We start from the raw sequence: 26,769 nt of genomic DNA on the forward strand, positions 1-26,769 counted from the left end.
GTCGTCCGCATCGTGGATATGGCGGGGCGGCCGGATACCCGTCTGAAAACATGTGCGCATGAGCCGAATCTCCGCGCGTGTCGCCGCCATTTCCGAGTCAGCCACCCTCGCCGTCGACGCCAGGGCGAAGGCGATGAAGGCCGCCGGCCGGCCCGTGATCGGGTTCGGCGCCGGGGAGCCCGACTTCCCGACACCCGGCTACATCGTCGAGGCGGCCGTGGCGGCCTGCGCGGAGGACCGGTTCCACAAGTACACGCCGCCGGGCGGGCTGCCGGAGCTGAAGCAGGCCATCGCGGCCAAGACGCTGCGCGACTCGGGGTTCGAGGTCGACGCGGGCCGGGTGCTGGTCACCAACGGCGGCAAGCACGCCGTCTACGCGGTCTTCGCGACGCTGCTCGACCCGGGTGACGAGGTGCTGGTCGTGGCGCCCTACTGGACCACCTACCCCGAGGCGATCAAGCTGGCCGGGGGCGTCCAGGTCGACGTGGTCACCGACGAGGACAGCGGCTATCTGGCGTCGGTGGAGCAGCTGGAGGCGGCCCGGACCGACCGGACCAAGGCGCTGCTGTTCGTGTCGCCGTCCAACCCCACGGGGGCGGTCTACTCCCCCGAGCAGGTCGAGGCGATCGGCCGCTGGGCGGTCGAGCACGACCTGTGGGTCGTGACCGACGAGATCTACGAGCATCTCGTGTACGGCTCCGCCACCTTCACCAGCATCGCGACGGCGGTCCCCGAGCTGGCCGACAAGGTCGTGGTGCTGAACGGCGTGGCGAAGACCTACGCGATGACCGGTTGGCGGGTGGGGTGGCTGATCGGCCCCTCCGACGTGGTGAAGGCCGCCACCAACCTGCAGTCCCACTCGACGTCCAACGTGTCGAACGTGGCCCAGGCGGCGGCGCTGGCGGCGGTGTCGGGCGACCTGTCGGCGGTGGCCGAGATGCGGACCGCCTTCGACCGGCGGCGGCGGACCATGGTCCGGATGCTCAACGAGATCCCGGGCGTGGTCTGCCCCGAGCCGTTCGGCGCCTTCTACGTCTACCCGTCGGTCAAGGAGCTGATCGGCAAGGAGATCCGGGGCCGCCGGGCGGCGTCGTCGGTCGAGCTGGCCGAGCTGGTGCTGGAGGAGGCCGAGGTCGCGGTGGTCCCCGGCGAGGCGTTCGGCACGCCGGGGTACTTCCGGCTCTCCTACGCCCTGGGCGACGACGACCTCGCCGAAGGGGTCACCCGGCTGGGCAAGCTCTTCGGCGAGGCGCGCCAGTAGTCCAGGCCGGCCTCGCCCATGACGATGAGCGCGATCGCGAGGCCGGGCTCGGGTGTCCAGAGAGGCGCGAACCCCGCTGCCGGCGACCACCTCGCGAAGCTCGTCGTCGGCGAAGCACTGCGGGCCATGGCCTTGACCGTCTGGCTCTGAATCCCGTCATGCCCTCACCTACGCCTGACCGGGCGGGGAGGTTGCCCTACTTCTCGAGGCGGATGTGCCCGATCACCTTGGCGATCTCGGCCAGGGCCGTCTTCTCGCCGAGCGAGGCGCTGTAGTCGGGGCTGAACAGGACCTGGACCACCTGGTCACCGGGAAGGTCACGGCTGGCGGTGAGGGTCGAGCCGGCGCCGAAGTCGAGCTTCTCGCCGCCTTCGCCGTAGTTGGAGACCCAGGTGCCGGGGGCGATCTGCTCGCCGTCGCGGCGCAGCAGGTTCTGGTCGACGCCGACGATCACCTGGATGGAGTACATGCCCTCCTCCAGGCCCGCGGTGACGTAGGGCACGGTGGCGGACTTCGGGCCGAAGCCGCCCACGTAGGAGTCGCCGCCCCACTTCACGCCCTCGGGGAGGTAGCCGACGTGGATGCCCATCCAGGTCAGGCCGTCGCCGAGGTCGCCCAGGTTCTCGATCTCCGGCTTGCCGCCCTCGTCCTCCGGGGGGGCCGTCGGGGAGACGGTCGGGGCGGGCACCCACGGGACCTTGATCTGGACGAGCGCCTTGGGGTCGGCGACCTCTCCGGCGGCGGGGCTGGTCTGGATCACCTTCTCGCCCGCGACCACTCCGGCCTGCTCGCCGCCCTCTCCCGGCGTCATGAGCATCGGGGTCAGGCCGGCCTGCTCCAGGACCATGTAGGCCTGCTTGGCGTTCATGCCGACCACGTCGGGCACCACGATCCCGGGCACCGCGACCGCGGGCGCCGAGGCGCCGCTCGCCGGGCCCGCCGACGGGGTGGTGTTCGTCAGCACGACGGGGACGGTGACCGCGACCGCCGCGGTCACCAGCACGGCCCCGGCCGTACGGAACCGGACGAGGGAACGCCGACGGCGGCGCCGGACGGCGCTGCCCATCGACGGCGGGGCGTAGACCTCGCCCACCTGGGCGCGCATCGCCTCTTTCAGTGCTTCCTCGACGTTCATGCGGGCACTCCTTCGACCATCGCTTCTCGGATTCTGGCGAGCCCCCGCGCCGCCTGGCTCTTCACCGTGCCGACCGAGCAGCCGAGCAGGGTGGCGGTCTCGGCCTCCGACTGGTCCTCCCAGTAGCGCAGCACCAGGACGGCCCGCATGCGGGCCGGCAGTTTGCGCAGCTCGGCCAGCATCGCTTCGCGAAGACCGAGGTCGGGGCCGTCGACGGGGGTGTCGGGCGGCGCGGCGAACGTGATCTCCTGGATCACGCGCCGGCGGCGCGAGCGGGTGATGGCGCTGTTGACGACCACTTTCCTGGCGTAGGCCTCCGGGTTGTCGGCCCGGATGCGGGACCAGTGGCGGTAGACCTTCTCCAGTGCGCCCTGAACCAGATCCTCGGCGTCGTGGGCGCTGGCCCCGCAGACGAGGATCGCGGTGCGGAGCAGCGCCGTGCTGCGCGCGGCCACGAACTCGTCGAAGGCCGCTTCGTCTTCATCGGTCATGGGCTCCCCTTTCGCTCGTCCACAACGCGCGAAGCGGGTGAAGGGTTGAGTGCTGTTGCGGCAGGATATGGAGATGCGGCGGCCACTCGAAACACTCCCCAAGGCACATCTCCACCTGCACTTCACCGGCTCGATGCGCCATTCGACGCTCATCGAGCTCGCCCGCGAGCAGGGCGTGCACCTGCCCGACGCCCTGGTGCAGGACTGGCCGCCGCAACTGCACGCCACCGACGAACGCGGCTGGTTCCGGTTCCAGCGGCTCTACGACATCGCCCGGTCGGTGCTCCGGCGGCCCTCCGACGTCTACCGGCTGGTCCGCGAGGCGGCCGAGGACGAGGCCCGTGAGGGGTCGCGGTGGCTGGAGATCCAGGTCGACCCGTCGGGTTACGCCTCGAAGTTCGGCGGGCTGACCGAGACGCTGGAGCTGGCGCTCGACGCGGCCCGGCAGGCGTCCACGGCGACCGGGGTCGGGGTCGCGGTGATCGTGGCGGCCAACCGCACGCGCCATCCGCTCGACGCCCGCACCCTGGCCCGGCTGGCCGCGCAGTACGCCGACAAGGGCGTGGTCGGGTTCGGGTTGTCCAACGACGAGCGGCGCGGCCGGGCGCGCGACTTCGACGCGGCGTTCCGGATCGCGAAGCGGGCCGGGCTGCTGGCGGTGCCCCACGGCGGCGAGCTGCTGGGCGCGGCCTCGGTCGCCGAGTGCGTCGACGACCTGGGGGCCGACCGGGTCGGTCACGGCGTACGCGCGGCGGAGAGCCCCCGGCTGATGGAGCGGCTGGCCGACCGGCAGATCACCTGCGAGGTCTGCCCGCTCTCCAACGTGGGTCTGGGGGTGGCACGGGGTCCGGAGGACGTGCCGCTGAGGAGGCTCTTCGAGGCCGGGGTGCCGATCGCGCTGGGCGCCGACGACCCGCTCCTGTTCGGGGCGCGGCTGCTGCCGCAGTACGAGCTGGCCAGGGACGTCTACGGCTTCTCCGACGCCGAGCTGGCCGAGCTGGCCCGCCAGTCGATCCGGTCGTCGACGGCCCCCGAGCCGGTCCGCAAGGAGATCATCGCCGACATCGACGCTTGGCTAGCGAACTGACGCCGCGATCCTCTTGGCCTCCTCGACGTCCGGCACGCCTTCGAGGCGGAGTCCGACGCGGCCGTGCTGCCAGATGAGGGTGGGGCCGGCCAGTCGCAGGGAGACCGGCGCCCCGCCTCCCACGGGCAGGTATTCGACGCCGTGCTGCTGGGGGATCCACACCCCCGAGGTGGTGCCGAGCCAGAGCTGCTGCGGGAACGGTTCGCCGAGTTCCTTGTGCCAGACCTCGCGCAGCGACCCGTCGTACTGGTCGAGGCGGATCGTGTCCCAGTACATGCTGACGACCTGACCGCCGTCGGCCACCCTGACCTGGTCGGGTTCGCCGAGCACGGCCGGCACGACGAGCGGGAAGGCCACCGCCGACCGGGCCTCGGCCAGGGCGGCGCTCGTCTCCGAGGGAAGCGGCGCGGGCGAGCCCGACGGGACGGGCGCGGCGCCGCCGATCTCGATCTCGACCCCGGCGAACCGCAGCACTCCGGCGACCGCCGCGCGGCCCTGCGGGGTGGCGGCGACCAGCACGACCAGGACGGCGGCCACGACGGCGACCAGCCGCTTGGTGGTGAAACGCCGCTTCGGCGCGGGCTCGCGGAGGGCGGTCAGCACGCGGTCGGCCATCGCCTCGGGCGGCGGCGGCACGTGGAGCGACTCGCCCAGGGCGCGCAGTTCGGCCTCGAAGGGGTCGTCAGAGGAGTTCACGGTCCACCTCCTCCCTCAGCCGCCGCAGACCCCGATGAGTGCGGCTCTTGACCGACCCGATCGGGCAGTCGAGGACCTCGGCCGTCTCCGCTTCGGACAACTGCAGGAAATACCGGCAGACCACCGCTTCACGTTCCCGATCAGGCAGGGCCCGGACCGCCGCGAGCAGCCGCGCCGACCGGTCGCCCGCCACCGCCGTGTCCTGCGGATCTTCCGGCCCGCCCGGTCCGCGCACCGCTTCCAGCCGCACCGACAGGTCGGCCCGGCGTCCCCGGGACCGGGTGGCGTTGTGGGTCTCGTTGGCCACGATGCGCAGCAGCCAGGGCCGGAAGGCCGAGTCGCGCCGGAACGACCTCAGATGACGATAGGCCTTGACGAACGCCTCCTGGACCACGTCCTCGGCCTCGTCGCCCGCGCCGAGCAGGAACGCCGTGCGGTGGGCGATCGCGGTGTACCGGGTGACCAGCGCCTCGTAGGCGGTCAGGTCACCGGCGAGCGAACGGCCGACCGCTTCGTCGTCGGTCAGAGGGGGAGGATCATCGGCATTCATCGGCGGGATGATTCCACCGCATCGCTTCAGAATTGGGAAGACCGCCCAAGGCGTAGCCGACGCCGCCGTCGAGGGACAGGCGCCGGCCTTCGGCATAGGCCTCCAGGTATTCCTGTTCGCCGAGGACGCGGCGGGTGCGCCGGTCGGTGCGGCCGCGCGACTCGACGAAGCCGGGCGGGGCGAAGTGGGCCGGCCCGAACTCGGCCCACAACCGCTCCCCCACGCCGAGCAGGCGGGCGGCGCGGACGGCGTCGCCCATCGCGACGGCGCAGGCGGCCAGGCGTTCGACGGCCATCGCGCTGCCCATCACGTCGCCCAGGCGCCAGATCGTGCGCAGGGAGGTGCGGGCGTAGCGGTCGGCGGTGACGGCGTCGCCCCGGCCGAGTTCGGCGGCGGCCCTGATCTGGTCGCCCATCGAACGCGACCACTCCTCGCCGAGCGCCTCGCACGCCTCCCGCTGGGCCTCCAGGACGGTGATCGCCTCGTCGGGGTCGCCCCGGCCGATCAGGGCCAGCGCGAGCAGCGTCATCGCCGACAGGCGGGCGACGTAGCGGCCGCCCACCCGGTCGAGGTGGTCGATGGCCTCCTCGGCGAGGAGGCGTACGGCGTCGAAGTCGCCCTGGAAGAGCGCCAGACTCGCCGCGCCGGTGCAGGCGTGGCCGATGGCGGCCGGGTCCTCCTGGGCCAGGGCGGCCTCGCGGGCCTGGGTGAGGCGGACGGACATCTGGTCGTGGTCGCCCTGGGCGAAGGCGACGAAGGCGGCGGCCCACAGGGCGCGGGTGCGCTGAGGGCTGTCGGAGGTGTTACGTTCCAACGCCCGGTCGAGGTAGTAGCGGCCCTCGCGGGCGTGGCCCAGGCAGTACCAGACGAACCACAGGCGGCCCACCAGGTCGAGGCCGATCGGGCTGGCGATGCTCCGGTCGAGGGCCAGGCGCAGGTTCGGCATCTCGCCGCGGGCCCAGTCGGACCACGACGCCTGGTTGGGGCCGCACCAGTCGGCCTCGGCGCGGCGGGCCAGCGAGACGTAGTGGTCGCGGTGGCGGAGCATCATGTGCTCCTCCTCGCCGAGTTCGCGCAGCCACTCGGCGCCGTAGACGCGGACCGTCTCCAGCATGTGGAAGCGCTCGCCGACGGCGCAGACGACCGACTTGTCGGCCAGCCTCGCCAGGGTGCCGGGCACGTTGGGCAGCCGGTCGTCGCCGCACACGTACTGCGCGGCCTCGGTCTCGAACGACCCGGCGAACACCGACAACCGGGCCCAGAGCAGCCGCTCGTCGGGGGTGCACAACTCGTGGCTCCAGCCGACCGACGTCCGGAGCGCGGCGTGCCGGCCGGTGCGGCCCGGGTGGCCCGAGAGCAGCGCGAACCGGTCGTCGAGCCGGTCGGCCAGCTCTTTGGGGGTCATCGAGCGCAACCGCCGGGCGGCCAGTTCGATGGCCAGCGGCAGGCCCTCCATCCGCCGGCAGAGCTGGGCGACCTCCTCATCGGAGGTGAAGCCGGGCATGACGGCGGCGGCGCGTTCGGCGAACAGGCGCAGGGCGTCGGCCTCGGCGAGCGGGCGGACCCGGAAGACGCGTTCGGCCGGGTGGCCGAGCGGCTGGCGGCTGGTGACCAGGAAACGCACGCCGGGCGCCTTCGCGAGCACCTGGCCGACCAGGGTGCGGGCGGGCCCGACGAGGTGTTCGACGGTGTCGAGCACGATCAGCAGCCGACTGTCGGCGAGGTGCGCGGCCAGCACCTCGCCCTGGGGCCGGGCCGACTGTTCCGGAAGGCCGAGCGCAGCGGAGACCGCGTGGGCGAGCAGATCGCCGTTGCGCTCGGCGGCCAATTCGGCCACCCGGACCGGCTCCAGGTGAACCCTGGCGTGTTGGGCCGCCACGCGGAATGCCAGACGCGTCTTCCCCACGCCGCCCGGACCGGCGAGCGTCACCACCGACGATTCGGTGATCAGTCGGCCGACCTCGGACAACTCCGCGTCTCGCCCGACGAAGGTACTGGTTTCCGCCGGAAGGTTCACGGCCGTCAGGGTTTCACGGCGCAATCACGTTTGAGGGGCGGAGGTGGATAATTCTCTACCTCGGGTGGAAATTTCTAATGCGCGGTCGAGTCCCATTCTCCGGCCGCGCGCCAGCGCCGTCTGGTAGGCCTCTTCGCCCAGTTCGAGTGCCGCCTTTCTGGCGCATTCCTCGTGGGCGGCGGTGAAGTGGCGGGAGCCGTACAGAGGAGAACCGACCGACTCCCAGACGACCGCCGCCGCGCCCTGCAGCAGCGCGCCGCCGGCGGCGTCGCCGGTGCCGACCAGCACCAGCGCGAGCAGCTCGACGTCGAGCACCGTGCCGATCAGATCGTTGAAGACCCTGCTGTACGTCAGCGACTCCCGCACCAGCCGCTCGGCCCCGGCGTGGTCGCCCGACCCCCACGCGAGATAGGCCTCCACGTAACAGACGTAGGCGAGCACCCACCTCTCGCCGTGGTCTTCGCAGAGCCGCCGCACGTCGCGGCAGATCACCCCGGCCGGTTCGAGCCGGCCGGTGAACGCCTGGGCCATGGCCAGCTCGATCTTGCCCATCAGCACGTGGGTGTCGAGCAGCCCCATGTCCTCGTACTCGGCCAGCGCGTGGAGCAGCAGCGGGATCGCCCGGTCGAGCTCGTCGGCCAGCATCGCCAGCGCGCCCAGCCGCTGCACCGCGCGGGCCCGCGACCGGTCGTCGCCGCGCTCGCGGCACTCGGCCAGCAGCGCCGTGGCCCTGGCGGTGTCGCCCATCATGATCGCGACGTACCCGGCCACCCACAACGCCTTGGCCCGCTCGGGCGTGGGCGAGGGGTCGGAGTCGAGCACCTGCTCCAGCCAGTGACGGCCCTCGCCGAGATGGCCGCAGCAGACCCAGTAGAACCACAGGGTGGCGGCCAGGTCGAGGCCGTCGCGCTCCTCGCCGGGGGTGGAGACGCAGAACTCCAGGGCGGCCCGGAAGTTGCCGTGCTCGGCGTGGGTGCGGGCGTAGATCTTCTGCTGGCCGGGCCCGAACCACTGCGACTCGCCGCGCCGGGCCAGCCGCAGGTAGTGGTTCTTGTGCTTGCGCCGCAACCGGTCGGTCTCGTCGGGGCCCAGCCGGTGGAGCCACTCCTCGCCGTAGTCGCGCACGGTGTCGAGCAGCCGGTACTGCCCTCCGGCACGCACCACGATCGACCGGTCGACCAGGCCGCTGATCAGGCCGAGCAGCGCGTGGGCGGGAAGGGTGCGGTCGGCGCACACCTCCTCGGCGGCGGCCAGCCCGAACGACCCGGCGAACACCGACAGGCGCGCCCACAACAGGCGTTCGGCCGGGGAGCACAACTCGTGGCTCAACCCGATCGCCGCGCGCAGCCCGTCGAGCAGCCGGAACCGGTCGTCGAGCCGGCGCACCAGTTCTTCGACCGGGAACTCGGCGAGCCGCACGGCGGCCAGCTCGATCGCCAGCGGGATCCCGTCGAGCCGGTCGCACAACCCGGCGTCGTCGGCGACCACCCGCCCCGCCCGGTCGGCCAGCAGTTCGAGCGCCTCGGTACGGTTCATCGGCGCCACCGCGAACAGGTGTTCCCCGGCCACGTCGAGCGGCTGCCTGCTGGTGACCAGCACCCGCAACCCGGGAGCGCCGCGCAGCAGCAGCTCGGCCAGCTTGGCGCACGCGTCGACGAGCCGGTCGGCGCCGTCGAGCACCAGCAGCGCGCGGCGGTCGGCCAGATGGGCGGTCAGCACCTCGTCGGCCGGTCGGGCGGTGCGGTCGGTCAGCCGCATCGCGTCGGCGACGGCATGGGCGAGCAGATCGGGCTCGCCGACCTTGGCGAGGTCGGCGACGAACACCCCGCCCGGGAAACCGGCCTGCGCCACGGCCGCGGCCCGGCTCGCCAGCCGGGACTTGCCGACGCCCCCCACACCGGTGAGCGTCACCAGGCGCGAGACCTCGAGCAGACGCGCGATCTCGGTGATCTCCGGCTCCCGGCCGATGAAACTGGTCACCTCGGCACGCATTGACGAATCGTAACTCTCTAGTGGGAGATGCCGCAGAAGAGAATCGGCGTCATTCTCCTGGGCACTAGACTCGCTCGGACCGCCACCGACGAATGAGGAGCCATGTCTGGGTACGACCGTGTAGTACAGCCCGCGGCCGGAGACGAAGCCCTGGAGAACCATCTGGGCGGCGACGAGGCGCGCAACTACCGGCAATACGAGTTCGACATGGTTGCCCCGCACGTCGGCCGGTCGATGCTGGAGATCGGCTCCGGTCTCGGGCACTTCGCCGAGCAGTTCCTGCCGCGGCTCGACCGTCTGGTGACGAGCGACTTCGACCCCTACTGCGTCGAGCAGCTGGAGAAGCGGTTCGCCGACAACCCCGACGTGGGCGTGCTGCAGTTCGGGTTGCCGACCGACATCCCGCTTGAGGAGAAGGTCGACACGGTCGTGCTGATGAACGTGCTGGAGCACATCGAGGAGGACGTCGAGGCGCTGCGTTCGCTGGCCCGCGTCACCCAGCCCGGCGGCAAGATCATTATTTGGGTGCCCGGTTACATGCAGCTCTACGGCGACTTCGACAAGAAGGTCGGCCACGTCACCCGTTACACCCCCAAGACGCTCGGCGCGACGGTGCGCGAGGCCGGGCTCGGCATCCACACGCTGAAGCCGATCAACTTCCTGGGCGGCATCGCCTGGTGGGCGGCCGTGCGCCGGGGCGGCGTCGGCTATCCCGACCCGCGCCTGGTCAAGATCTACGACCGGACGGTCGTGCCGGCCACGCGGTTCATCGAGCGGTTCATCACCCCGCCGTTCGGCCAGACCGTCTTCTGCGTCGCGACGGTGAAATAACTCAGGCTTTTCTCACCCTTCTCCTCCGGGCGCCACAGAAGCGGAGGAGAAGGTGTGGCGCATGAGACGCCACGATGTGACCGATATGGGGCTTTTAGTGGGAGAAAAGCACCATACTTGAGCTCGCCATGAGTGAGACCAGGATCCTCGTCGTCGAAGACGACCCGAACATCCGCGACATCATCGAGGTGGCCCTCCGCTTCCACGGGTTCACCGTCAAAGCGGTGCCCAACGGGCGCGACGCGCTGCGCGAGTTCGCCGACCGCAGGCCCGACCTCATCGTGCTCGACGTGATGCTCCCCGACATCGACGGGTTCGAGATCTGCCGCCGGGTCAGGGCCGAGGGCGCGACCACGCCCGTCATCTTCCTGACCGCGCGCGACACCGTCTCCGACACCGTTCGCGGGCTCACCATGGGAGGCGACGACTACGTCACCAAACCCTTCTCGGTGGAGGCGCTGGTCGCGCGGGTGCGGGCGGTGCTGCGCCGGACGACCGTGCCCGACGTCGCGGAGCGCCCCAGCCGGGACGTGCTGCGGGTCGCCGATCTCGAACTCGACGAGGCCCGGTGGGAGGTGCGCCGCGGCGGGGTCAGGGTGGAGTTGTCGCCGACCGAGTTCCGGCTGCTCGCCTTCCTGATGGAACATCCCGGGCTGGTGCTGACCAAACGGCAGCTGCTCGACCAGGTCTGGGGGTACGGCGGTTCGTCGCAGGTGCTGGAGACCTACATCTCCTATCTGCGGCGGAAGCTGGACCCGCTCGGACCACCTCTGATCCACACGCAACGTGGCGTGGGATACGCTCTGCGGCCCTGACGATCGGGGCCAGACGAAATGGCGTTGACGATGTCGCTCCGCTCCCGGCTGCTGGCCGGGCTGCTCGTGGTGAGCACGATCCTGCTGGTCGTCCTGTCGGTCACGAGCGCGGTGGTGCTGGAACAGCACCTGACCAGCCGGCTGGAGAGCCAGTTGCTGGCCGCCACGGCGACCGCCACCCGGCGGGTCGACGCCGTGGAGTCGGTCACCCAGGCGCTCGCCGGTTCGCCGTTCGCGGTCGCGCAGGTCAACCTGGAGAGCGGGCGGCCCGCGCTCGTCAACGGCGACTTCCCGCAGTCGTCGAAGGTGCCGGGCATGCTCTCCGACCTCGGCGCCGACCGGCTGGGCGGGCACGCCGCCGCCGGACGCACCTTCCGGCTGGGCGACGACCTGCTGGCGAGCGCGGCGAAGGACCGTACCGGAACCAGCATCGTGGTCGTGGCGGTGCCGTTCGACGTCGTCGGCGACCCGGTCCGCCACCTGCTGCTGGCCGAGCTGGTCACGGGCGGGCTGCTGATCGCGCTGCTGGCCCTGGGCGGGCGGCTGCTGATCGTGTCGGGCCTGTCGCCGCTCGACCGGATGTCGCGCACGGCCCTGCGGATCGCCCAGGGCGGCGACCTGTCGGCCCGGATGCCCGAGGGCGCCACCGAGGTCGGGCGGCTGGGCAGCGCCATCAACCTGATGCTCGACCGCATCTCCGAGGCGTTCCGCGACCGCTGGACCTCCGAGGAGCGGGTCCGCCGCTTCGCCGCGGACGCCTCCCACGAGCTGCGCACCCCGCTGTCGACGGTACGCGGCTACGCCGAGCTCTACCGCGCCGGCGCGATCCCGCCCGAGGAACTGCCCAAGATCATGGGCCGTATCGAGGACGAGGCGACCCGCATGGGCAACCTGGTCACCGAGATGCTGGAGCTGGCCCGCCTCGACAAGGGCGCGACCCTCAGCCTGGCCGCCACCGACCTGGCCGAGGTGGTCAGGGAGGCCGCCGCTGACGCGGGCGCGCTGAACCCCGGCGCCCCTCTGGTCGTCGACGCCCCCGACTCGCTGGTCGCGGTGGTCGACGAGGCCAGGGTCCGGCAGATCATGGTGAACCTGCTGGCGAACGTACGCGCGCACACCCCCGAAGGCACCCCCGCGCTGATCCACCTGGCGCAGGACGACGCCCGGGTGCTCCTGGAGATCACCGACCAGGGACCGGGCATGCCCGCCGAGCAGGTCGCCCGCGCGTTCGACCGGTTCTCCCGGGGTTCGTCGGAACGCGCCACCGGCGGGGCGGGCCTCGGGCTGGCCATCGTGAAGGCCATCACCGACGCGCACGGCGGGCGCTGCTGGATCACCTCGGCCCCCGGCAACGGGACGACCGTGCACGTGGCGTTGCCCACCGCGCGCACGGCCGTCATGAGCGAGGTCTAGCTCAGGGCCTCGGCGCGGCCCTCTGCGCGGGCGCGGGCCAGCAGGTCGTCCAGGCGCCTGCGACGGCGCCGGGTGATCGCCCGGTAGGCGAGGAAGAGCGCCGCGACCAGCACGATCAGGGCGAGCTGCGGCCACGGGACGGTCCACAGCGTCACGTCGGCGCTCATGGGGGCGCCGCCCTCGACCGAGGGGGTCACGGTGACGTTCGCCGACATCGGGCCCAGGGCCCAGACGCCGCCGATCCTGGTCGCCACGGTCCGGCTGTCGCCGGGGAAGATCTCCGCCACGTCGGCCCGGCCGTCGCGCTCGGCGATGCCGGTCAGGTCGCTGACCGCCACCGCGCCCGCGCCGCTCGCCGCGACGTTGCCCTTGTTGGTCGCCGTGTACGTCACCGTGACGACACCGGAGGAGAAGGGGTTCCACGGCTGCTCGTAGGTGGCCGACAGGCCGGTGACCGCCACCTGCGCCCGGATCGTGCCGGTGGCGCGCATCATGACGCGGAAGCCGACCCGGCTCTCCACCGCGACCGTGCCGCTGGCGCTGGTGACGGTGGCGGCGATGCCGGCCGGGTGGTCGCCGGGGGCGGCGTCCTTCGGCACGGTGATGGTGAACGGCACGACCGTGGTCGCGTTGGCTGCGACCTTCACCTCCTTCTGGACGTCGATCCAGGTGCCGCCGTCCGTGGAGGCCTGGTCGGACCGGAGCATGTTGAAGCGGCCCTTGTCGGTCAGGTAGCCGTCGGCCGCCTTGAGGGCGAAGACCGCCTCGCCGTCGCTGAAGTTCCGCACCGCCAGGTGCTCGGTCACGGTCTGGCCGGGGTCGAGGGAGAGCTCGATCCAGCGGCGGCCGTCGGGACCCGCCGCGTTCGCGGGCTGCACCGACCAGGTCAGCGTGGCCGGTTCGGCGTGGGCCGCCGCGGGCGTGAGCGGAACGGTGAAAAGCACCGCCGCGAGGACGGCGAGAAGGCGGGTCATGGCGGGCTCCTCCGGCGGGACGGGCGGACGGGGGGCCCGGCGGCCCCCCGTCCAGGGGGTTACTCGAACAGGGAGAGGGTCAGCGTGGAGCTGTAGGAACCGGCGGCCACGTCGGCCGGGGTCTTCAGGAACAGGTCGGCGTCGACGGTGTAGGAACCCTCGGTGACCTCGCCGGAGTCGAAGGTCGAGACGAGCAGTTCCTGGTCGACCAGACCGACGTTGTTGCCCGGCTGGGTCGGCTCGTCGAGCACGGTCACGACCTCCTCGCCCTCGGCGACCAGGCCGGTCTCGCCGCCGTCGATCAGGTTCGGCTTCCAGCCGAGGTGACCGGCGCTGATGGCCGCCTGCCCGGCGTCGCCGGTGAAGTCGGACGCGTTGCCCAGCACGGCCCAGGCCGCGCCTTCGGGGATCTCGTCGCCGGTACGGGTGTCGGTGACCGTCACGGTCGGGAGGGTGCCGGTGAACCGGCGCTCCTCCAGGGTCGAGCCCTCCTCGGCCAGGGCGACCGAGTTGGCGGCGATCGACATGGCCAGGACGCCGGGCTCCTCGATCGGGGCGATCTCGACGGTCACCGCGACGTCGGTGCTGTCACCGGGGTCGGCCGCGGCCGCGCCGGGGATGGCGACGGCGGTGGTCATGGCGACGGCGGCCGCGAGCAGCCATTTGTGCTGGATCTTCATTCTTGCTCCACTTTGGGGGGTTGCCGAACTCATGAGGTGCAGGAGAGAGCGGGGTGGTCCACCGTGTGCTCGGACGTCGTCTCCCCGTCGGTGGCGGTGACGGTGACCGAGCCGGCCGCGAGCGAGGCCGCGCGGGTGGTGAACGACTGGTAGGCGTTGGCGCCCGGGGCGACGCCGGTGAACGACTTCGTGCCGAAGGCGGTCTCGACGGTGAGGTCCACCGCCGCGTCGTGGTCGTTGCGCGCCTGCACGGCGACGTACGCCTTGCCGGCCAGGCAGCGCGGGGTGACCGTGACGGTCACCGGGATCTCGGCGGGCTCCTCGGGGCCCGGTTCCTGGGCGAACACGCGCCACTCCGTGACCGCGACCGCGGAGTGGGTCGTGCCGTTGCCGTTGGCCCGGATCGTGGCCCGCACGCGGGAGGTGGTGACCGGGGTGAAGGTGACGGAGTTGAACGTGGTCGTGCTCGTGCCGTAGGCCGACGGGTCGGCCACGTCCTTCCAGGCCGAGGCGGCCGCGTCCCAGTACTGGAGGACCCAGCCGTCGGGCTGGGCGACGCCGTCGCCGGTCCCCTGGTTGGAGTCGCGCCAGAACTTCAGCTCGGCACCGATGATCCGGACCGGGCGCGACCATTCGTACTGGATCCACTGGGTGGCCGGGCGGGTGCCCGACCATGTGCCCCAGATCTGCGCCTGGCTGGGGTTGGCCGGGTCGGCGTTGTCGTTGAGGGCGGTGACCGCGTTCCAGCCCGCCGTGTACGACGCGGTCGGCGTCGCGATCGGCGCGACGTTGCCGTTGAGCGGCGCCGACAGGTCGGCCGGGACGACGATCGTCTTGGCCGTCTCCAGGTTGCCCGCCCGGTCGGTCGACCGGTACGCCACCGTGTGCCTGCCGGCGTCGGGCACCGAGATGACGCCGCCGGCGAGCGGGGTCCAGGGGCCGGTGCCGATGGCGTACTCGATGGCCGCCACGCCCGAGGTGGGGTCGGCGGCCAGGACCTTGACCGTCCGGTTGCCGTTCAGGGTCCCGACGGAGACCGGCGGGGTGGCGTCGATCTTCACCGCCAGCGTGGCCGGGCCGGAGACGTTGCCCGCACGGTCGGTCGCCTTGGCGGTGACGGTGTGCTGACCGTCGCCGGTGACCTCGGCGTCGGCCTGGCGGGTGTCGGCCGTGACGACCGGCTGGGCGTCGTCGACCCTGGTCTCGATGGTCATCCGGCCGCCGCTGTCGTCGACCCCGGCGGCCCGGACGCGGACCGCCGAGCGGTACCAGCCGTTGTTCCCGGCGCTGCCGCTCGGGGTGAGGGTCAGCGTGGGGGCCGTTTCGTCGCCTTCGGTTCCCTCCAGCGGCAGAACGGTGACCTGGGCGGTGACCCTGCCCGCCGAGTAGCCGAGAACCGTCCCCTGGATGGAGAACGTGCCCGGCTGGGCGACCTGCCCGGCCGTCAGCGTGTCCCAGTAGACCGGGACCTGGAGCGTCTCGCCGCCGAAGGCGACCGGGACCGTGCCGGGCAGGTCACGCTCGCCGACCTCGACCCTGAGGGCGGGCGGGGTGACGGTCTGCGGCTGGGCGGCCAGGATCTTCCACTCCTCCACCGCGACGGCCGAGTAGGTGCTGCCGTTGGTCGAGGCGTTGAAGGTCGCCCGCACCTGCGTGGTGGTGACGGGGTCGAAGTCGGTGTTCTGGAAGCCCTGCGTGGCGGTCGGGTAGCCGCTCGCGCCGGGCAGGTCGGCCCACTGGCCGGTGGCGAGGTTCCAGTACTGGATCTTCCAGCTCGCGGGCGCCGCGACGCCCACGCCGGTGCCCTGCGCCGAGTCGTTCCAGAAGTCGATCTGCGAACCGGAGATCCGCATCGGCTGGTCCCAGGTGTACTGGGCCCACTGCTGCGGCGGGTTGCTGCCGGTCCAGGTGCCCCACATGTCCGGCGGCAGCGGGTTGGGCCGCACGATCTCGTCGTTGAGCGACTTGATCCAGTACTGGGTGGGGACGGGCTCGTTGGAGACGGTGGCCTTCGCCTCCTGCGCGATGTTCGGGCGCGGGGTGAGGTCGCGTCCCTTGACCGGCGTCGGCGTGACGAGCTTCATGCGCGGCGGGGTCTGGCTGTCGTCCCACTCCACCGGGTCGATCGCGACCGAGCGGCGGAAGTGGTTGCCGCCCGCGGCGTCGGCCGTGTGGTAGGCGATGTACCACTTCCCGTCGAACTCCAGGATGCCCGGGTGGCTGGTGGTCGAGGAGACCGGCCGGAGCATCGTGCCGCGGTAGGTCCAGGGCCCTTCGGGGGCCGTGGCGGTCGCGTAGGCGATGCACGCGTGGTAGTTCGCCGGGGTGCACTGCGAGGTCGGGCCGGCGTTGTTGCCGGCGTACGCCATGTAGTAGGTGCCGTTCCGCTTGAACGCCCAGGCCGCCTCGAAGAAGCCGGTCAGGCCGGTGACCGTGCGCTGCGTGGTGACCGGGGTCTTCATGTCGGCGGCGAGTTCCAGCATTCTCAGGTTGCCGAACGATCCCCACCAGATGAAGACCCGCTGGCCGTCGACCAGGACGGTCGGGTCGATGTTGTGGATGGTGTTGGCCGTGGGCACCCGCTGGGAGATCAGCGGCCCGCCCACGTGGTCGGTCCACGGGCCGGTCGGCGACGACGAGACGGCGACGCCGATGGCGAACTTGTCGGAGGCCGGGCTGTCGCGCTCGTTGATCGGGACGTACCAGTAGTAGCGGCCGTCGAGGCCCCTGACGACCTGGCCCGCGTAGGCGCGGCCCGGGGTGGCCCAGGAGAAGACCGCCTCCGGGCGCATGAGCGAGGGGTGGTGGGTCCACTGGCCCGACTCCACGTCGGCGGTCGCGAACGCACCCCACTCGTTCATGATGAAGTCGTTGGTGGTGGGCCCGGCCTGGTCGTGGCCGGTGTAGATGAACAACTGGTCGTCCACGACCAGGGGGGCGGGGTCGGCGGAGTAGTAGCTGCCGTCCTTCAGGATCGGGTTGACGGTGCTGGTGAAGGTGTACGAGTCGGCGGCATGGGCCGGGCCGGGGAGCCCGGCCAGGCAGGCCGCCACGAGTGACGCGGCGGCCGCCGCCCGTATGGCGATCTTCAAGGTGCTCTTCCTTACCGTCGGCAAGGGCGGCGGCGCCCCGTGAGGGACGCCGCCACCGGGGGTGCTAGCCGCAGTCGTGCGCGTTGTAGGGCACGGTCGCCGTCTCGGTGACCGTCTGGCCGCCGACGGTCCCGGTGACCTTCACGGTCGCGGCGCCGGCCGGGATCGACGTGGCGCGGGTGTTGAACGACTGGTAGGCGTTCTTGCCGGGCGCCACGTTGGCCACGGTCTTCGACCCGTACGGCGTGACCAGCTCGATCGTGAGCGGCCCGCCGGAGTCGTTGCGGACGTTGAGCGACAGGTGGACCTTCGTGCCGGTGCACTGCGTCTTCGGCGTGGCGGTGGTCGCGAACTGCGGACCGCCCTCGCCGACGACGAGCTTCAGCGTGGTCTGGATGGTGCCCGACTGGCCGACGTAGGGCGGCAGGACCAGGTCGCCGATGATCGTGTACGTCCCGTCGGTGTTCACCACCTCGGGGTTGTACCGCCAGTTCACGCCGATGGCCTGGTTGTCACGCGAACCGTCGTTGTACGACACCGAGACCTTGGTGGGCAGCACCGGCTGCTCGCCGACCTCGACGTGCCGCTCGAACGACTCGGCGCCCTGGATCGAGATGCCGCCCTCCGACATCTCAGGACGCACGTAGACGCGCGCTTCGGCGATCAGCCCGTAGGCGTCGTTGGTGCCGTACACCACGAACGGGTCGACGTTGGTCTCGGCGACCATGTCGGCGGTGATGGGCTGCCACTTGAACGCGACCTGGGCGGGGGCGCCGCTCGTGTACGTCGCGTCCAGCGTCGCGGGCAGGGTCGGAATCAGCCCGACGCCGGTCCGGATCAGCACCGGGGAGGCCACCGAGTCGACGGTCTCGCCGTTGGCGCGCCAGCGCAGCACACCGGTGCCGGCGCCGCCGGTCATCAGGCCCCAGATCCGGATGCGGATCCGGCTCGTGTTGACCGGGGTGAAGTTGAACCTGTTGTAGGTGTTGGTGTTCAGACCGGCCGCGTACGTGGAGCCTCCGGTGAGGGTGACGGGTGTCCAGGTGGTGCCGTCGTCGGAGGTCTCGATGGCGTACGTGGTGGCCGTCGGGCGGCGGGTGCCGCCGTTGTCGTCGTACCAGTAGACGTCGGTCGAGGACAGCCGGACCGGCGCGGACCAGGTGTACTGGAGGTACGCCTCGGTGGCGACGCTGGTGCCGCTGCGCGGCTGGCCCCAGGTGCCCCAGCCGTTGCCGGAGCCGGGGTTGGAGCTGCTCGGCGTGGTGACCTCGTTGACGCGGTTCTGGTTCTCCCACGACGCGGAGCCGCTGGAGGTGATCGTGGCCGTGGCGCCGAACTCGGCGCTGACGGCCTTCTTGGCGAGGGTCACGCTCACGGTCGCGGTCGTGCGCTTCTCGCCGTCGTCGGCGAAGAAGCGCAGGACGTAGTCGCCCTCGACGGTGCCGGTCACCCGGGTGGCCAGTGCGTGGGGGTCGGTGAAGATGACGCCCGCGCCCTCGGGCGCGGAGACGGTCTCCCAGCCGTAGGTGAGCTCCTCGTCGTAGGGCACGCCGTCGTCGGCGGCGGTGCCGACGACGCGGGTCGACAGGTTGCCGTCCTGCGAGGCGTCACGGGTGGCGGTGACGGTCGGGGCCTGGTTGGTGACGTCCGGGACCTCACGGCCGGAGTCGAAGATCTGGATCTCGGCGATCGCGGTGTAGTAGGCAGGGCTGTTGGTGAAGGCGATGCGCACCTTGTCGGTGGTCACCGGGTCGAACAGCGCCTCGTTGAACTTCGCCGTCGGGACGGCCGGGTTCTTGAACTGGCCCGGCACCTCCTTCCAGCCGCCGTTGCCGTCGGGGACCTGGACCCACCAGCGGGCGGGCTCGTGGTACCCGCCGGTCTGGCGGTCGCTGACGAAGAACACCTTGACGTTGTCGAACGCCTTGGCCGAGCCCAGGTTCAGCTCGACGTAGCCGTTCTTGTTCGTGGTGCCGTAGTTGCCCCAGTAGGGCTCGTTGGCGGTCACGCCGTCGGTGACGGCCGCCAGCGCCACGGGACGCTCCAGCTCCTTGATGGCGCCGGGGGTGTAGTTGAACTGGGTGGTGCTCCACCCGGGCGTGTGGAACTGCCGCCACGGCGCCGGGCGCGCGCCCTGCTGGGTGTACGACGAGGCGAGGGTCGCCCCCTTCGCCAGGTTCGGCGCGTCCTCGGTGAGGTCGATGCCGGCCGTCTTGAGGTAGGAGACGACCCGCTCGTCCTCGATGGGGGTGTCCACCGAGGCCGGGAACTCGTCGCCCTCGGCGTCCGTGAAGGTCACGGTGACCCCGGCCGCGGGGGTGACGGTGTTGGTCGCCGGGTCGTAGGTGACCTTGCCCAGCTTGTCGACGGCGAACTTGCGCTCGCCGTTGAGGAACAGGCTGTAGCCCGAGCCGAGGCCGTAGGCGGTGCCGTCGGGGTCCCAGACGAGGGTGACGTCCTGGCCGTGGTACTTCAGGTTGTTGACCATGAAGTGCTCGTAGCCGAAGTCGATCGGCCAGAGCTCGATCTTGTCGTCGGCGCGCGGCTGGATGCCGCCCATGTCCTCGACGAAGATGTAGTTCATGTTCCCGAGCATCACGTGGTTCGGGTTGTTGCGGTTGTAGGTCCTGGTCGTCGGGTTCCAGTTGGAGTAGTACTCCGACTGGTTCGGCGCCCGCAGGTCACCGGCCGGGTAGATGCTCCACGCCATCCAGTCGAGCAGGCGCTTGGCGTAGGCCGGGGTGATGTACTTGCCGGCCGGGTCGTAGTGCCGCAGGGCCGACCGCACGGCGCGGTACTGCACGGTGAAGTTGATGTTGGAGAAGTTGTTCGAGCCGCCGACCCCGTAGGCCGTCTTGTCGTACTGGTTGGCCGTGTAGAACGGGAAGATCGGGAAGTTGTCGCCGTAGGTCAGGAAGCGGAAGCCGTCGACATACTTGGCGGCCTGGTCGAACGGGATCAGGTTCTCGGCGTAGACGTCGTAGAGGTTCGACTCCTTGGCCGGGATCAGCCCGCGCGCCGCGACCGGCAGCGGGTTGGCCGTGCCGTTGGAGCTGGCCGCGCTGGTGGCGCCGTGCGAGGTGGCGGCCAGGAACATCCTCATGTCCGGGCTCCACAGCTTGTTCAGGATCGCGTCCCTGATCCCGTTCGCGCCGGCCGCCATCTCGTCGACCTTGGCCTGGTCGGCCCCGGCGATCGAGTAGAGCTGCCGGGCGGCGTCGAAGGCGCCCCACACGTACGCCGACTCCGGCCGCTCGATGGTCCGGGCGCCGGGCGCGCCGCTGCCGCTCTTGGGGAACCCGAAGGAGATGGCGTCGGAGTCGTTGCCGGGCATGTAGTTGGTGTCGTAGGCGATCAGCTTGTCGCCGTTGCCGTCGTAGTGTTCGAGCTGGCCCTTGCCGTCGCCCTCGAAGTAGCGGGCGAACCTCTGGGCGATCTCCTTGCCGCCGCCGTGCACCTCGTAGGCCTCCAGGCCCGCGGTGCCGATGTACTGCGAGTAGTGGTTGTTCCAGCTCGTGTGACCCGGGCTGTCCAGGAACGCCGAGGAGCCCGAGAGCTCGCCGATGTTGAGGATCTGCCCGTACGGCAGGTACGGCGTGCGCAGCCACTTGGTGTCCTGCAGGTGCATCGGCTGCGTCAGGGCCACGGCGTTCTGGTAGAGGTTCACCCCCTCGATCGTCGTGGGGTACTGGTAGACGTAGCCGGTCGCGTTGGCGTCGAGCGAGTTGTAGCGCTCGCCCCACCAGCGGTAGACGATGGCCTTCTCCAGCGCCGGGTCGGGCACGTCGATGTAGGGCACGTCCTTGGCCCACTGGCGGTTGAAGGCGGTGATGCCGTCCTTGACCGCCTGGGCCGGGCTCTTCTGGGCGTAGGCCTTGTACTCGGTCGTCGCCTGCGGCAGCGAGTCCTGCGTGACCGCGCCGACGACCGACAACGAGACCGAGCCGCCCGCCGGGACGGTGATCTCACGGTCGAGGTTGGTCCCCGTGCGGGTGAACCCGTCACCGGTCAGGTTGACCCTGATCTGGTTCCACGGAGAGTCGATCGTGCCGTTGTTGGAACCGCTCATGATGGTCCGCGTGCCGGTCAGTTCGGCGTCGCCCTCGCCCGCCTGGGTCGCGAGCGGGGAGGCCGCGCGGACCGTGAAGGTGGCCGCCGTGCCGCCCGGGTTGTCGAAGGTGATCGCGGTGACGGCGACGTTCTCGTAGGTGATGAACTTCGTCAGGTCGGCGGTGACGCCGGTGCCGCCGATCGTGTACCGGGTCCTGGCGTGGGAGGGCGCGTTGAACCGGTTGGCGTTCACCTCGGTCACGGTCTGGCCGGGCACGGTGACGGTGTAGAAGTTGCCGAGGCTGTTCGGGCCGCCGACGAAGGCGCTGCCGGCGAAGCCCATGGTGGTGAAGTTGGCGTTGCTGGCGCCGCGCATGTAGAGCGAGCGGCCGCGGGTCATCAGCACGGCCGACCCGATGGCGCCCTTCACGCCCAGGACGCGGTCGAGGTAGTAGTCCGTCCCGCCGGCGGCGAGGTCCTTGTCGAAGATGGACTGGTGCATGCTGGACGCGGTGAACGGAACACCCGGCTTGACCTGGTCGGCGACGTCGCCGACGTTGCTGTAGACCGGGTCGCCGATCTCCATCACGTGGTTCTGGCCGTTGGTGTAGACACCGACGTCGCCTTCGTTTCCGGGGAGAATCGGGGATGCGGCATGGGCGGCGGGAGGCAGGCTGACCAGGCCCGCCACAGTGAGCGCAGCCAGGGCGAGCCACGTCGGCGCCCTGCCTGTGCGTCTGGCACTCATTTAGACTTCCTCCAGGTACCGGGATCGGTCGGTTCGGGCGGTGTCGACGGGGAGCCAGACCCGCATGGTCGCGGGCCCGTGGTTGCCCCAGCGGTGGTAGGCCACCAGCCGCAGGGTGATCGGCTCCTCGTCCGGGGTTTCCTTCTCGGCCGTGTACGGCCAGCCGGTCGGCGCCCCTGAGATGAGCGCCGCCTTCACGTCCAGTTCGACGGCCCCGTCGACCATGTGCTCGACCACGTGCTCGACGGGCTCGTCCGGCCTGACCACGACCTCGGCCAACGGAGGCCGGTCCCCCACCGATTCGGCGCAGTAGACCAGCGGGCCCCGCTCGATGGCGACGCTGCCCCTGAGCGCGTCGATCCGGGCGTCCGGCACGGTCCACCGGGAGATGACGGGCAGGTCGAGGGTGATGACGTCGCCCGGACGCCACCCGCCTTCGGCCTCGGCCACGGCGTAGCCGGGCGCGACCGCGCGGCGCGTCCCGGCGTAGGAGACGGTCGCGCCCTCGGCCCACGAGGGCACCCGCAGGGAGATCGACCCGGTCCCGCCCTCGGCCACCGTGACCTCGACCCGCCCCGACCACGGGTAGTCGGTCTCCACGTTCAGCACGAGCCCGTCGTGCCGGATCTGCGAGGGCGTGTAGTGGTGGATCCGGACGCCCGCCTCCCCGGCCGCCGCGAAGTAGGCGGGCAGCGAGGCGAACGTCCGGGCGATGTTGCTCGGGCAGCACGACACCGTGAACCAGGGCGAGCGCAGCCCGCCCTCGGCGGCCAGGTTGATCCCGTCGAGCGGCTCGGCGGGCACCCGGACCTGGAGGGGGTTGGCGTAGAAGAACGACTTGCCGTCGAGCGCGGGCGAGGTGGCCAGCACGTTGTAGAGGGTGCGTTCGGCCAGGTCGGCGTAGCGCACGTCGCCGGTGGCCAGCAGCAGCCGGTGCGCGAGCATGAACGAGGCCACCCCGGCGCAGGTCTCCGAGTAGGCCCGGTCGGACGGCAGCTCGAAGTCCTCGCCGAAGGACTCGCCGAAGTGCCGCGAACCCATCCCGCCGGTCAGGTAGGTGCGCCGCGCGATCGTCGACTCCCACTGCGCCTCGACGGTCTTCAGCAGCTCCACGTCGCCGGTCTCGACCGCGACGTCGACGACCCCGCAGGCCAGGTAGAGCGCCCGCACGGCGTGGCCGTGGAACACCTTGGCCCGCCGGACCGGGACGTCGTCCTGGAAGTAGCCCCGGCCGAACTCGATGTCGGCCAGCGCGGGCAGCCCCCGGCGGTCGACGAACCGGCGGGCCATCTCCAGGTAACGTTCCACGCCCGTCGCCCGGTAGAGCTCGACCAGGGCCATCTCGATCTCGGGATGCCCGCAGGTCTCGGTGGTCTCCATGAACCGGTCGCACACGTGGTCGGCGACCCGGCGTACGACCTCGGTCAGTTCGTCCTCGCCGTGGGTCCGTAAGCGGGCGACCCCGGCCTGGATGAGGTGGCCGTAGCAGTAGAGCTCGTGGCCCCACTCGAAGTCGGTGTAGCGGGCGTTCCTCCACCGGGTGTTGAGGTAGCCGTCGGCCTCCTGGGCGCGGGCCACGGTCCCGGCCAGTTCGGGCAGCGCCGGGTGGCCGGCCCAGGCCATGCCCTCCAGCAGCTTGTAGATCTCCGAGTCGCTGAACTCCCGGCCGCGACGTGGCACCTCGCCCCGGAAGTTGGCGATCCAGCCCTCCTTCTCCATCCACTCGTGGCAGTGGGCCATGGTGACCTCGCGGTTCAGGGCGATCCGGTCGCCCCAGAAACCGGGCGCGGGGCGCACGGCGTCCAGGCCGAGGGGGGACAACACGCCGGAGGAGGGCAGCACAGGACTAGCCACGCAGAGCTCCTGACATGAATCCGCGCACGTAGTGGCGCTGGAGGACGAGGAAGAGGATCAGGCACGGGATCGCCATGACCATGACGCCGGCCTGCAACATGCCGTAGTCGATGGCGCCGAACGTGTTCTGCGTCATGCTGACCACCGCGACCGGCAGCGTGAAGCTGGCGCCGTCGTTGAGCAGGATCAGCGGCGCGAAGAAGTCGTTCCACGACGCCAGGAAGGCGAACAGCCCGACGGTGACCATGGCCGGCCGGACCGCGCGGAGCAGGATGCGGACGAACGCCCGGAACGTGGTGCAGCCGTCGACCAGCGCCGCCTCCTCCAGTTCCTTCGGCAGCGCCTCGAAGGCGTTGCGCATCATGAACAGCGCGAACGGGAGCTGGAACATGACGAAGACCAGGGCCACGCCGACGAGCGAGTTCTGCAGTCCGATGTAGCCGAGCAGCACGTACAGCGGGATCAGCACCGTCGCGTACGGCACCATCAGGATCGCCAGCGTGGCCAGGAACAGCAGGTTCTTGCCGGGGAAGGCGAACCGCGCGAAGGCGTAGCCGCCGAGCGCCGAGACGACCAGGGTGCCCGCGACGGTCAGCACCGACACCAGCACGCTGTTGGTCAGATAGGTGCCCAGCCCTTCGCCGAACCGCGCCATCTCGACGTAGTTGTCCGGCTCCTCCATGGACGCCCACCCGCTCCACACCAGGGGGAACAGGAACAGGACGGCCAGGGCCGACATGGTGGTGTAGTACCTCACTCCGGCCTCCTGAGCACCCGCAGCTGCAGGGCGTTGAGCGCGACGAGGGCGACCAGCAGCACGACCGACAACGCGGCGGCGCCGCCGAGGTCGAACCGGAGGAAGGCGTCGCGGTAGATGACCATGACCATCGAGACGGTGCTGTTGTCCGGTCCGCCGTTGGTGAAGATGAAGAACTGGTCGAAGGCCAGCAGCGAGCCGGTGACGCTCATGATGAGCATCAGCGCGATCGTCGGGCGCAGCAGCGGCAGCGTGATCCTGCGGAAGATCACCCAGCGGCTCGCGCCGTCGGTCCTGGCCGCCTCGTACACCGCGACCGGGATGGCCTGCAGGCCGGTGAGCAGGATCAGCATGTTGAACCCGGCGAAGCGCCAGAGCACGAGCGTGATGGTGGAGAACAGCGCCATGTTCGGCGTGCCGATCCAGCTCACCGGTTCGTCGATGATCCCGAGGGTGCGCAGGATCGGGTCGATCGGGCCGAAGTCACTGTTGAGCATGCCGTAGAAGAGCAGCGCCGCCGCCGCGAAGCCCACCGCGCCCGGCAGGAAGAACGCGGTGCGGAAGAACCCCACGCCGGGCCTGCGCTCCTGGACGAGCAGGGCCAGGCCCAGCGCGAACAGCGAGAGCACGACCGTGATGATCACGGTGTACTTGAGCGTGAACCAGACGGCGTCGGCGAAGAGCGGGTTGTCGGCGATCTTGGTGTAGTTGGCGGGGGCGTTGAGCGTGGCCTCGCCCAGCAGCGGCCACCGGTTCAGTGACATCCAGCCGACGAGGACGAGTGGCGCCAGGAAGAGCACGACCACGATGAGGGCGGTCGGGGCGGCGTACAACCAGCCCTGTGCTCCTTGACGGCGCCACCAGGGCGGCGGCGCGACGGCGGCGGAGGAACCGCCGCGCGCCGCCCGCCCACGGGGGCGGGTCAGGGTGGTCATGACCGGAGCGAGGCGTTGATCGCGGCGTTGAGCTCGGTCACCTTCGCGGCGTCGCCGAAGAGCGCCTCGCGGGCGAGGCGGAGGAACGGCCCCTGCGGGTCGTTGAAGCTCTCGCCGAACTTCAGCGCCATCGGGGTCTGGCCCTTGCCGACCAGGGAGTTGATCAGGACGACCCGGGGGTCCTCGGCCGAGTACTTGTTGTTCGCCAGGTCGACCCGGGCGAGCACGTCCTTGTTCTTGGCCATGACCTCGACCTGGGCCTCGTCGGAGACCGACCAGGCCAGGAAGTCCCAGGCGGCGTCGGCGTTCTTGCTGGTGGACGAGATGCCGACGGAGTCGCCGCCCACGAAGGTCGACTCGCCGCCGTCGGGGCCGGCGATCGGCGCGACGCCGATGTTCATGTCGGCGGGCATCGAGCCGAGCGTGGTCGACGGCATCGGCATGACGCCGATCTCGCCCTTGGGGAAGAAGCCGGTCCAGGTCGGGCCCTGCTCCTCCTTGGTGGTGGCGCCGGTGACGCCCTTCTCGAACAGGCCGCGGTAGATCGCGAACACGTCGGTCATCGGCGACCTGTCGTTGAGGGACTCGGTGCCCTCGGGGTTCAGCGTCTGACCGCCGGCCGCCCAGACCGAGGGCCAGAAGGTGAAGACGAAGCAGCCGCCGCAGTTGCCGCCGAAGAAGGTGCCGCTGACCTTGCCGTCCTTGCCGAGTTTCTCGTCGACGACGGTGGCCTGCTCGGCGAACTCCTTGAGGGTCGTCGGGCCCTTCTCCGGGTCGAGCCCGGCCTTCTCGTACAGGTCCTTGTTCCAGAACCAGACCGACAGGTCGAGCGTGTGCGGGAGGGTGTAGTTCCGGCCCTCCAGCGTGCCGAGCTTCATGTGCGAGGGGGCCAGGCTGTCCTTGAACGGCAGCGACGCGACCCGGTCGGTGATGTCCATGAACAGGCCCTGCGACGTGTAGTTGGGCACGAACACCACGTCGGAGGCGAAGATGTCGGGCAGTTGTCCCGCGCCCGCCGCCGCGGCGACCCGCGGCTGGTAGTTGTCCGTCGGGATGACGGTCAGTTTCACCTGGTTCTGGTGGCTCGCGTTGTAGGCCTGGACCAACCGCTCACTCTGCGCCTGGGTGGCCGCCCGCGTCCACATCGTGATCTCGACGCCGGCGTCCGAGGCGGCGGGCCGACCCGCCTGCGCCTGCTGTTCACCACCACCCGAACCGCCGCACGCCGACACTAACGACACCAATGCGACCACCGCAGCGCTGACCAGCACACGTGGCTTCATGGCCTGCTCCTTCCGATACCCCCCGAACCGACGACCGAAATCACCTAAAAGGTTTTCGTAACGTAGAAGAAACCTGCATCACTGTCAACGGTTCGCCGGGTATGATGC

Annotated in this window: 19 protein-coding genes; 5 read left to right on the forward strand and 14 right to left on the reverse strand. The window is 70.8% G+C overall.

The window, feature by feature from the left end; genetic code table 11:
• The first annotated feature begins 58 nt into the window (after window positions 1–58).
• Window positions 59–1,261 carry a pyridoxal phosphate-dependent aminotransferase gene (locus tag QSK34_RS18405; protein ID WP_285585476.1) on the forward strand — a complete coding sequence of 401 codons (1,203 nt, stop codon included), beginning with the start codon at window positions 59–61 and terminating at the stop codon, window positions 1,259–1,261.
• Window positions 1,262–1,457: 196 nt separating this feature from the next.
• Here QSK34_RS18405 and QSK34_RS18410 read toward each other — a convergent pair whose 3' ends face one another.
• Entirely contained in the window at window positions 1,458–2,396 is a 939-nt protein-coding gene (locus QSK34_RS18410) for a PASTA domain-containing protein (protein WP_285585477.1), read from the reverse strand.
• Window positions 2,393–2,887, reverse strand: a complete 495-nt coding sequence (locus tag QSK34_RS18415) for a SigE family RNA polymerase sigma factor (RefSeq protein WP_030451522.1) — start codon at window positions 2,885–2,887, stop codon at window positions 2,393–2,395. Before QSK34_RS18415 ends, QSK34_RS18410 begins: the two co-directional genes overlap by 4 nt.
• Before the next feature lie 73 nt (window positions 2,888–2,960).
• On the opposite strand from QSK34_RS18415, the gene QSK34_RS18420 reads away from it, so the two are divergent.
• Window positions 2,961–3,974: an adenosine deaminase gene (locus tag QSK34_RS18420; RefSeq protein WP_285585478.1), complete on the forward strand. Its 1,014-nt coding sequence runs from the start codon at window positions 2,961–2,963 to the stop codon at window positions 3,972–3,974.
• Here QSK34_RS18420 and QSK34_RS18425 read toward each other — a convergent pair.
• Genes QSK34_RS18425 through QSK34_RS18440 form a run of 4 tightly spaced genes read right to left on the reverse strand, consistent with a single transcriptional unit; the run spans window position 3,963 to window position 9,229 of the window.
• Window positions 3,963–4,670 (reverse strand): hypothetical protein, encoded by a 708-nt coding sequence (locus QSK34_RS18425; protein ID WP_285585479.1) that lies wholly within the window; start codon window positions 4,668–4,670, stop codon window positions 3,963–3,965. The two genes, QSK34_RS18420 and QSK34_RS18425, sit on opposite strands and share 12 nt — an antisense overlap.
• Window positions 4,657–5,220 carry an RNA polymerase sigma factor gene (locus QSK34_RS18430; RefSeq protein WP_285585480.1) on the reverse strand — a complete coding sequence of 188 codons (564 nt, stop codon included), beginning with the start codon at window positions 5,218–5,220 and terminating at the stop codon, window positions 4,657–4,659. The genes QSK34_RS18425 and QSK34_RS18430 overlap by 14 nt, the downstream gene beginning before the upstream one ends.
• Window positions 5,207–7,237, reverse strand: coding sequence for an ATP-binding protein (locus QSK34_RS18435; protein ID WP_285585481.1), 2,031 nt, complete (start codon window positions 7,235–7,237; stop codon window positions 5,207–5,209). Before QSK34_RS18435 ends, QSK34_RS18430 begins: the two co-directional genes overlap by 14 nt.
• 24 nt (window positions 7,238–7,261) lie before the next feature.
• On the reverse strand, window positions 7,262–9,229 hold the full coding sequence (locus tag QSK34_RS18440) for an ATP-binding protein (protein WP_285585482.1): 1,968 nt from the start codon (window positions 9,227–9,229) through the stop codon (window positions 7,262–7,264).
• A 102-nt stretch (window positions 9,230–9,331) separates the two neighbouring features.
• On the opposite strand from QSK34_RS18440, the gene QSK34_RS18445 reads away from it, so the two are divergent.
• The 3 genes from QSK34_RS18445 to QSK34_RS18455 all read left to right on the forward strand — a co-directional run bounded on the left by QSK34_RS18445 (window position 9,332) and on the right by QSK34_RS18455 (window position 12,288).
• Entirely contained in the window at window positions 9,332–10,060 is a 729-nt protein-coding gene (locus QSK34_RS18445; protein WP_161482540.1) for a class I SAM-dependent methyltransferase, read from the forward strand.
• A gap of 128 nt (window positions 10,061–10,188) precedes the next feature.
• A complete protein-coding gene (locus QSK34_RS18450; protein WP_161482539.1) occupies window positions 10,189–10,875 on the forward strand; it encodes a response regulator transcription factor in 687 nt (228 codons plus the stop codon).
• A 30-nt stretch (window positions 10,876–10,905) separates the two neighbouring features.
• Window positions 10,906–12,288, forward strand: a complete 1,383-nt coding sequence (locus QSK34_RS18455) for a sensor histidine kinase (protein WP_285585483.1) — start codon at window positions 10,906–10,908, stop codon at window positions 12,286–12,288.
• Here QSK34_RS18455 and QSK34_RS18460 read toward each other — a convergent pair.
• The 8 genes from QSK34_RS18460 to QSK34_RS18495 form a co-directional block, all read right to left on the reverse strand.
• Window positions 12,285–13,262, reverse strand: coding sequence for a WxL protein peptidoglycan domain-containing protein (locus QSK34_RS18460; RefSeq protein ID WP_285585485.1), 978 nt, complete (start codon window positions 13,260–13,262; stop codon window positions 12,285–12,287). The genes QSK34_RS18455 and QSK34_RS18460 overlap by 4 nt on opposite strands.
• 59 nt (window positions 13,263–13,321) lie before the next feature.
• On the reverse strand, window positions 13,322–13,942 hold the full coding sequence (locus tag QSK34_RS18465) for a hypothetical protein (RefSeq protein WP_285585486.1): 621 nt from the start codon (window positions 13,940–13,942) through the stop codon (window positions 13,322–13,324).
• Window positions 13,943–13,971: 29 nt separating this feature from the next.
• A complete protein-coding gene (locus QSK34_RS18470; RefSeq protein WP_285585487.1) occupies window positions 13,972–17,034 on the reverse strand; it encodes a family 43 glycosylhydrolase in 3,063 nt (1,020 codons plus the stop codon).
• 64 nt (window positions 17,035–17,098) lie between these two features.
• Window positions 17,099–21,832: a discoidin domain-containing protein gene (locus tag QSK34_RS18475; protein WP_285585488.1), complete on the reverse strand. Its 4,734-nt coding sequence runs from the start codon at window positions 21,830–21,832 to the stop codon at window positions 17,099–17,101.
• Window positions 21,833–23,686, reverse strand: a complete 1,854-nt coding sequence (locus QSK34_RS18480) for a glycoside hydrolase family 127 protein (protein WP_285585489.1) — start codon at window positions 23,684–23,686, stop codon at window positions 21,833–21,835. It abuts the gene before it with no gap.
• Complete coding sequence (locus QSK34_RS18485; protein ID WP_285585490.1) at window positions 23,679–24,443, reverse strand: carbohydrate ABC transporter permease; 765 nt, start codon at window positions 24,441–24,443, stop codon at window positions 23,679–23,681. Before QSK34_RS18485 ends, QSK34_RS18480 begins: the two co-directional genes overlap by 8 nt.
• Window positions 24,440–25,378 carry a carbohydrate ABC transporter permease gene (locus tag QSK34_RS18490; protein WP_285585491.1) on the reverse strand — a complete coding sequence of 313 codons (939 nt, stop codon included), beginning with the start codon at window positions 25,376–25,378 and terminating at the stop codon, window positions 24,440–24,442. The genes QSK34_RS18485 and QSK34_RS18490 overlap by 4 nt, the downstream gene beginning before the upstream one ends.
• A complete protein-coding gene (locus QSK34_RS18495) occupies window positions 25,375–26,661 on the reverse strand; it encodes an ABC transporter substrate-binding protein (RefSeq protein ID WP_285585492.1) in 1,287 nt (428 codons plus the stop codon). The genes QSK34_RS18490 and QSK34_RS18495 overlap by 4 nt, the downstream gene beginning before the upstream one ends.
• Window positions 26,662–26,769 lie beyond the last annotated feature (108 nt).

It is taken from the genome of Herbidospora sp. NBRC 101105, from assembly GCF_030269205.1.
Classification (GTDB): Bacteria; Actinomycetota; Actinomycetes; order Streptosporangiales; family Streptosporangiaceae; genus Herbidospora; species Herbidospora solisilvae.

Excerpts from the sequence above, each read along its gene's own strand:
- QSK34_RS18405 (WP_285585476.1), top strand. The coding sequence starts at position 59 with ATGAGCCGAATCTCCGCGCGTGTCGCCGCCATTTCCGAGTCAGCCACC.
- QSK34_RS18410 (WP_285585477.1), bottom strand. The coding sequence starts at position 2,396 with ATGAACGTCGAGGAAGCACTGAAAGAGGCGATGCGCGCCCAGGTGGGC.
- QSK34_RS18415 (WP_030451522.1), bottom strand. The coding sequence starts at position 2,887 with ATGACCGATGAAGACGAAGCGGCCTTCGACGAGTTCGTGGCCGCGCGC.
- QSK34_RS18420 (WP_285585478.1), top strand. The coding sequence starts at position 2,961 with ATGCGGCGGCCACTCGAAACACTCCCCAAGGCACATCTCCACCTGCAC.
- QSK34_RS18430 (WP_285585480.1), bottom strand. The coding sequence starts at position 5,220 with ATGAATGCCGATGATCCTCCCCCTCTGACCGACGACGAAGCGGTCGGC.
- QSK34_RS18440 (WP_285585482.1), bottom strand. The coding sequence starts at position 9,229 with ATGCGTGCCGAGGTGACCAGTTTCATCGGCCGGGAGCCGGAGATCACC.
- QSK34_RS18445 (WP_161482540.1), top strand. The coding sequence starts at position 9,332 with ATGTCTGGGTACGACCGTGTAGTACAGCCCGCGGCCGGAGACGAAGCC.
- QSK34_RS18450 (WP_161482539.1), top strand. The coding sequence starts at position 10,189 with ATGAGTGAGACCAGGATCCTCGTCGTCGAAGACGACCCGAACATCCGC.
- QSK34_RS18455 (WP_285585483.1), top strand. The coding sequence starts at position 10,906 with ATGTCGCTCCGCTCCCGGCTGCTGGCCGGGCTGCTCGTGGTGAGCACG.
- QSK34_RS18460 (WP_285585485.1), bottom strand. The coding sequence starts at position 13,262 with ATGACCCGCCTTCTCGCCGTCCTCGCGGCGGTGCTTTTCACCGTTCCG.
- QSK34_RS18465 (WP_285585486.1), bottom strand. The coding sequence starts at position 13,942 with ATGAAGATCCAGCACAAATGGCTGCTCGCGGCCGCCGTCGCCATGACC.
- QSK34_RS18475 (WP_285585488.1), bottom strand. The coding sequence starts at position 21,832 with ATGAGTGCCAGACGCACAGGCAGGGCGCCGACGTGGCTCGCCCTGGCT.
- QSK34_RS18490 (WP_285585491.1), bottom strand. The coding sequence starts at position 25,378 with ATGACCACCCTGACCCGCCCCCGTGGGCGGGCGGCGCGCGGCGGTTCC.
- QSK34_RS18495 (WP_285585492.1), bottom strand. The coding sequence starts at position 26,661 with ATGAAGCCACGTGTGCTGGTCAGCGCTGCGGTGGTCGCATTGGTGTCG.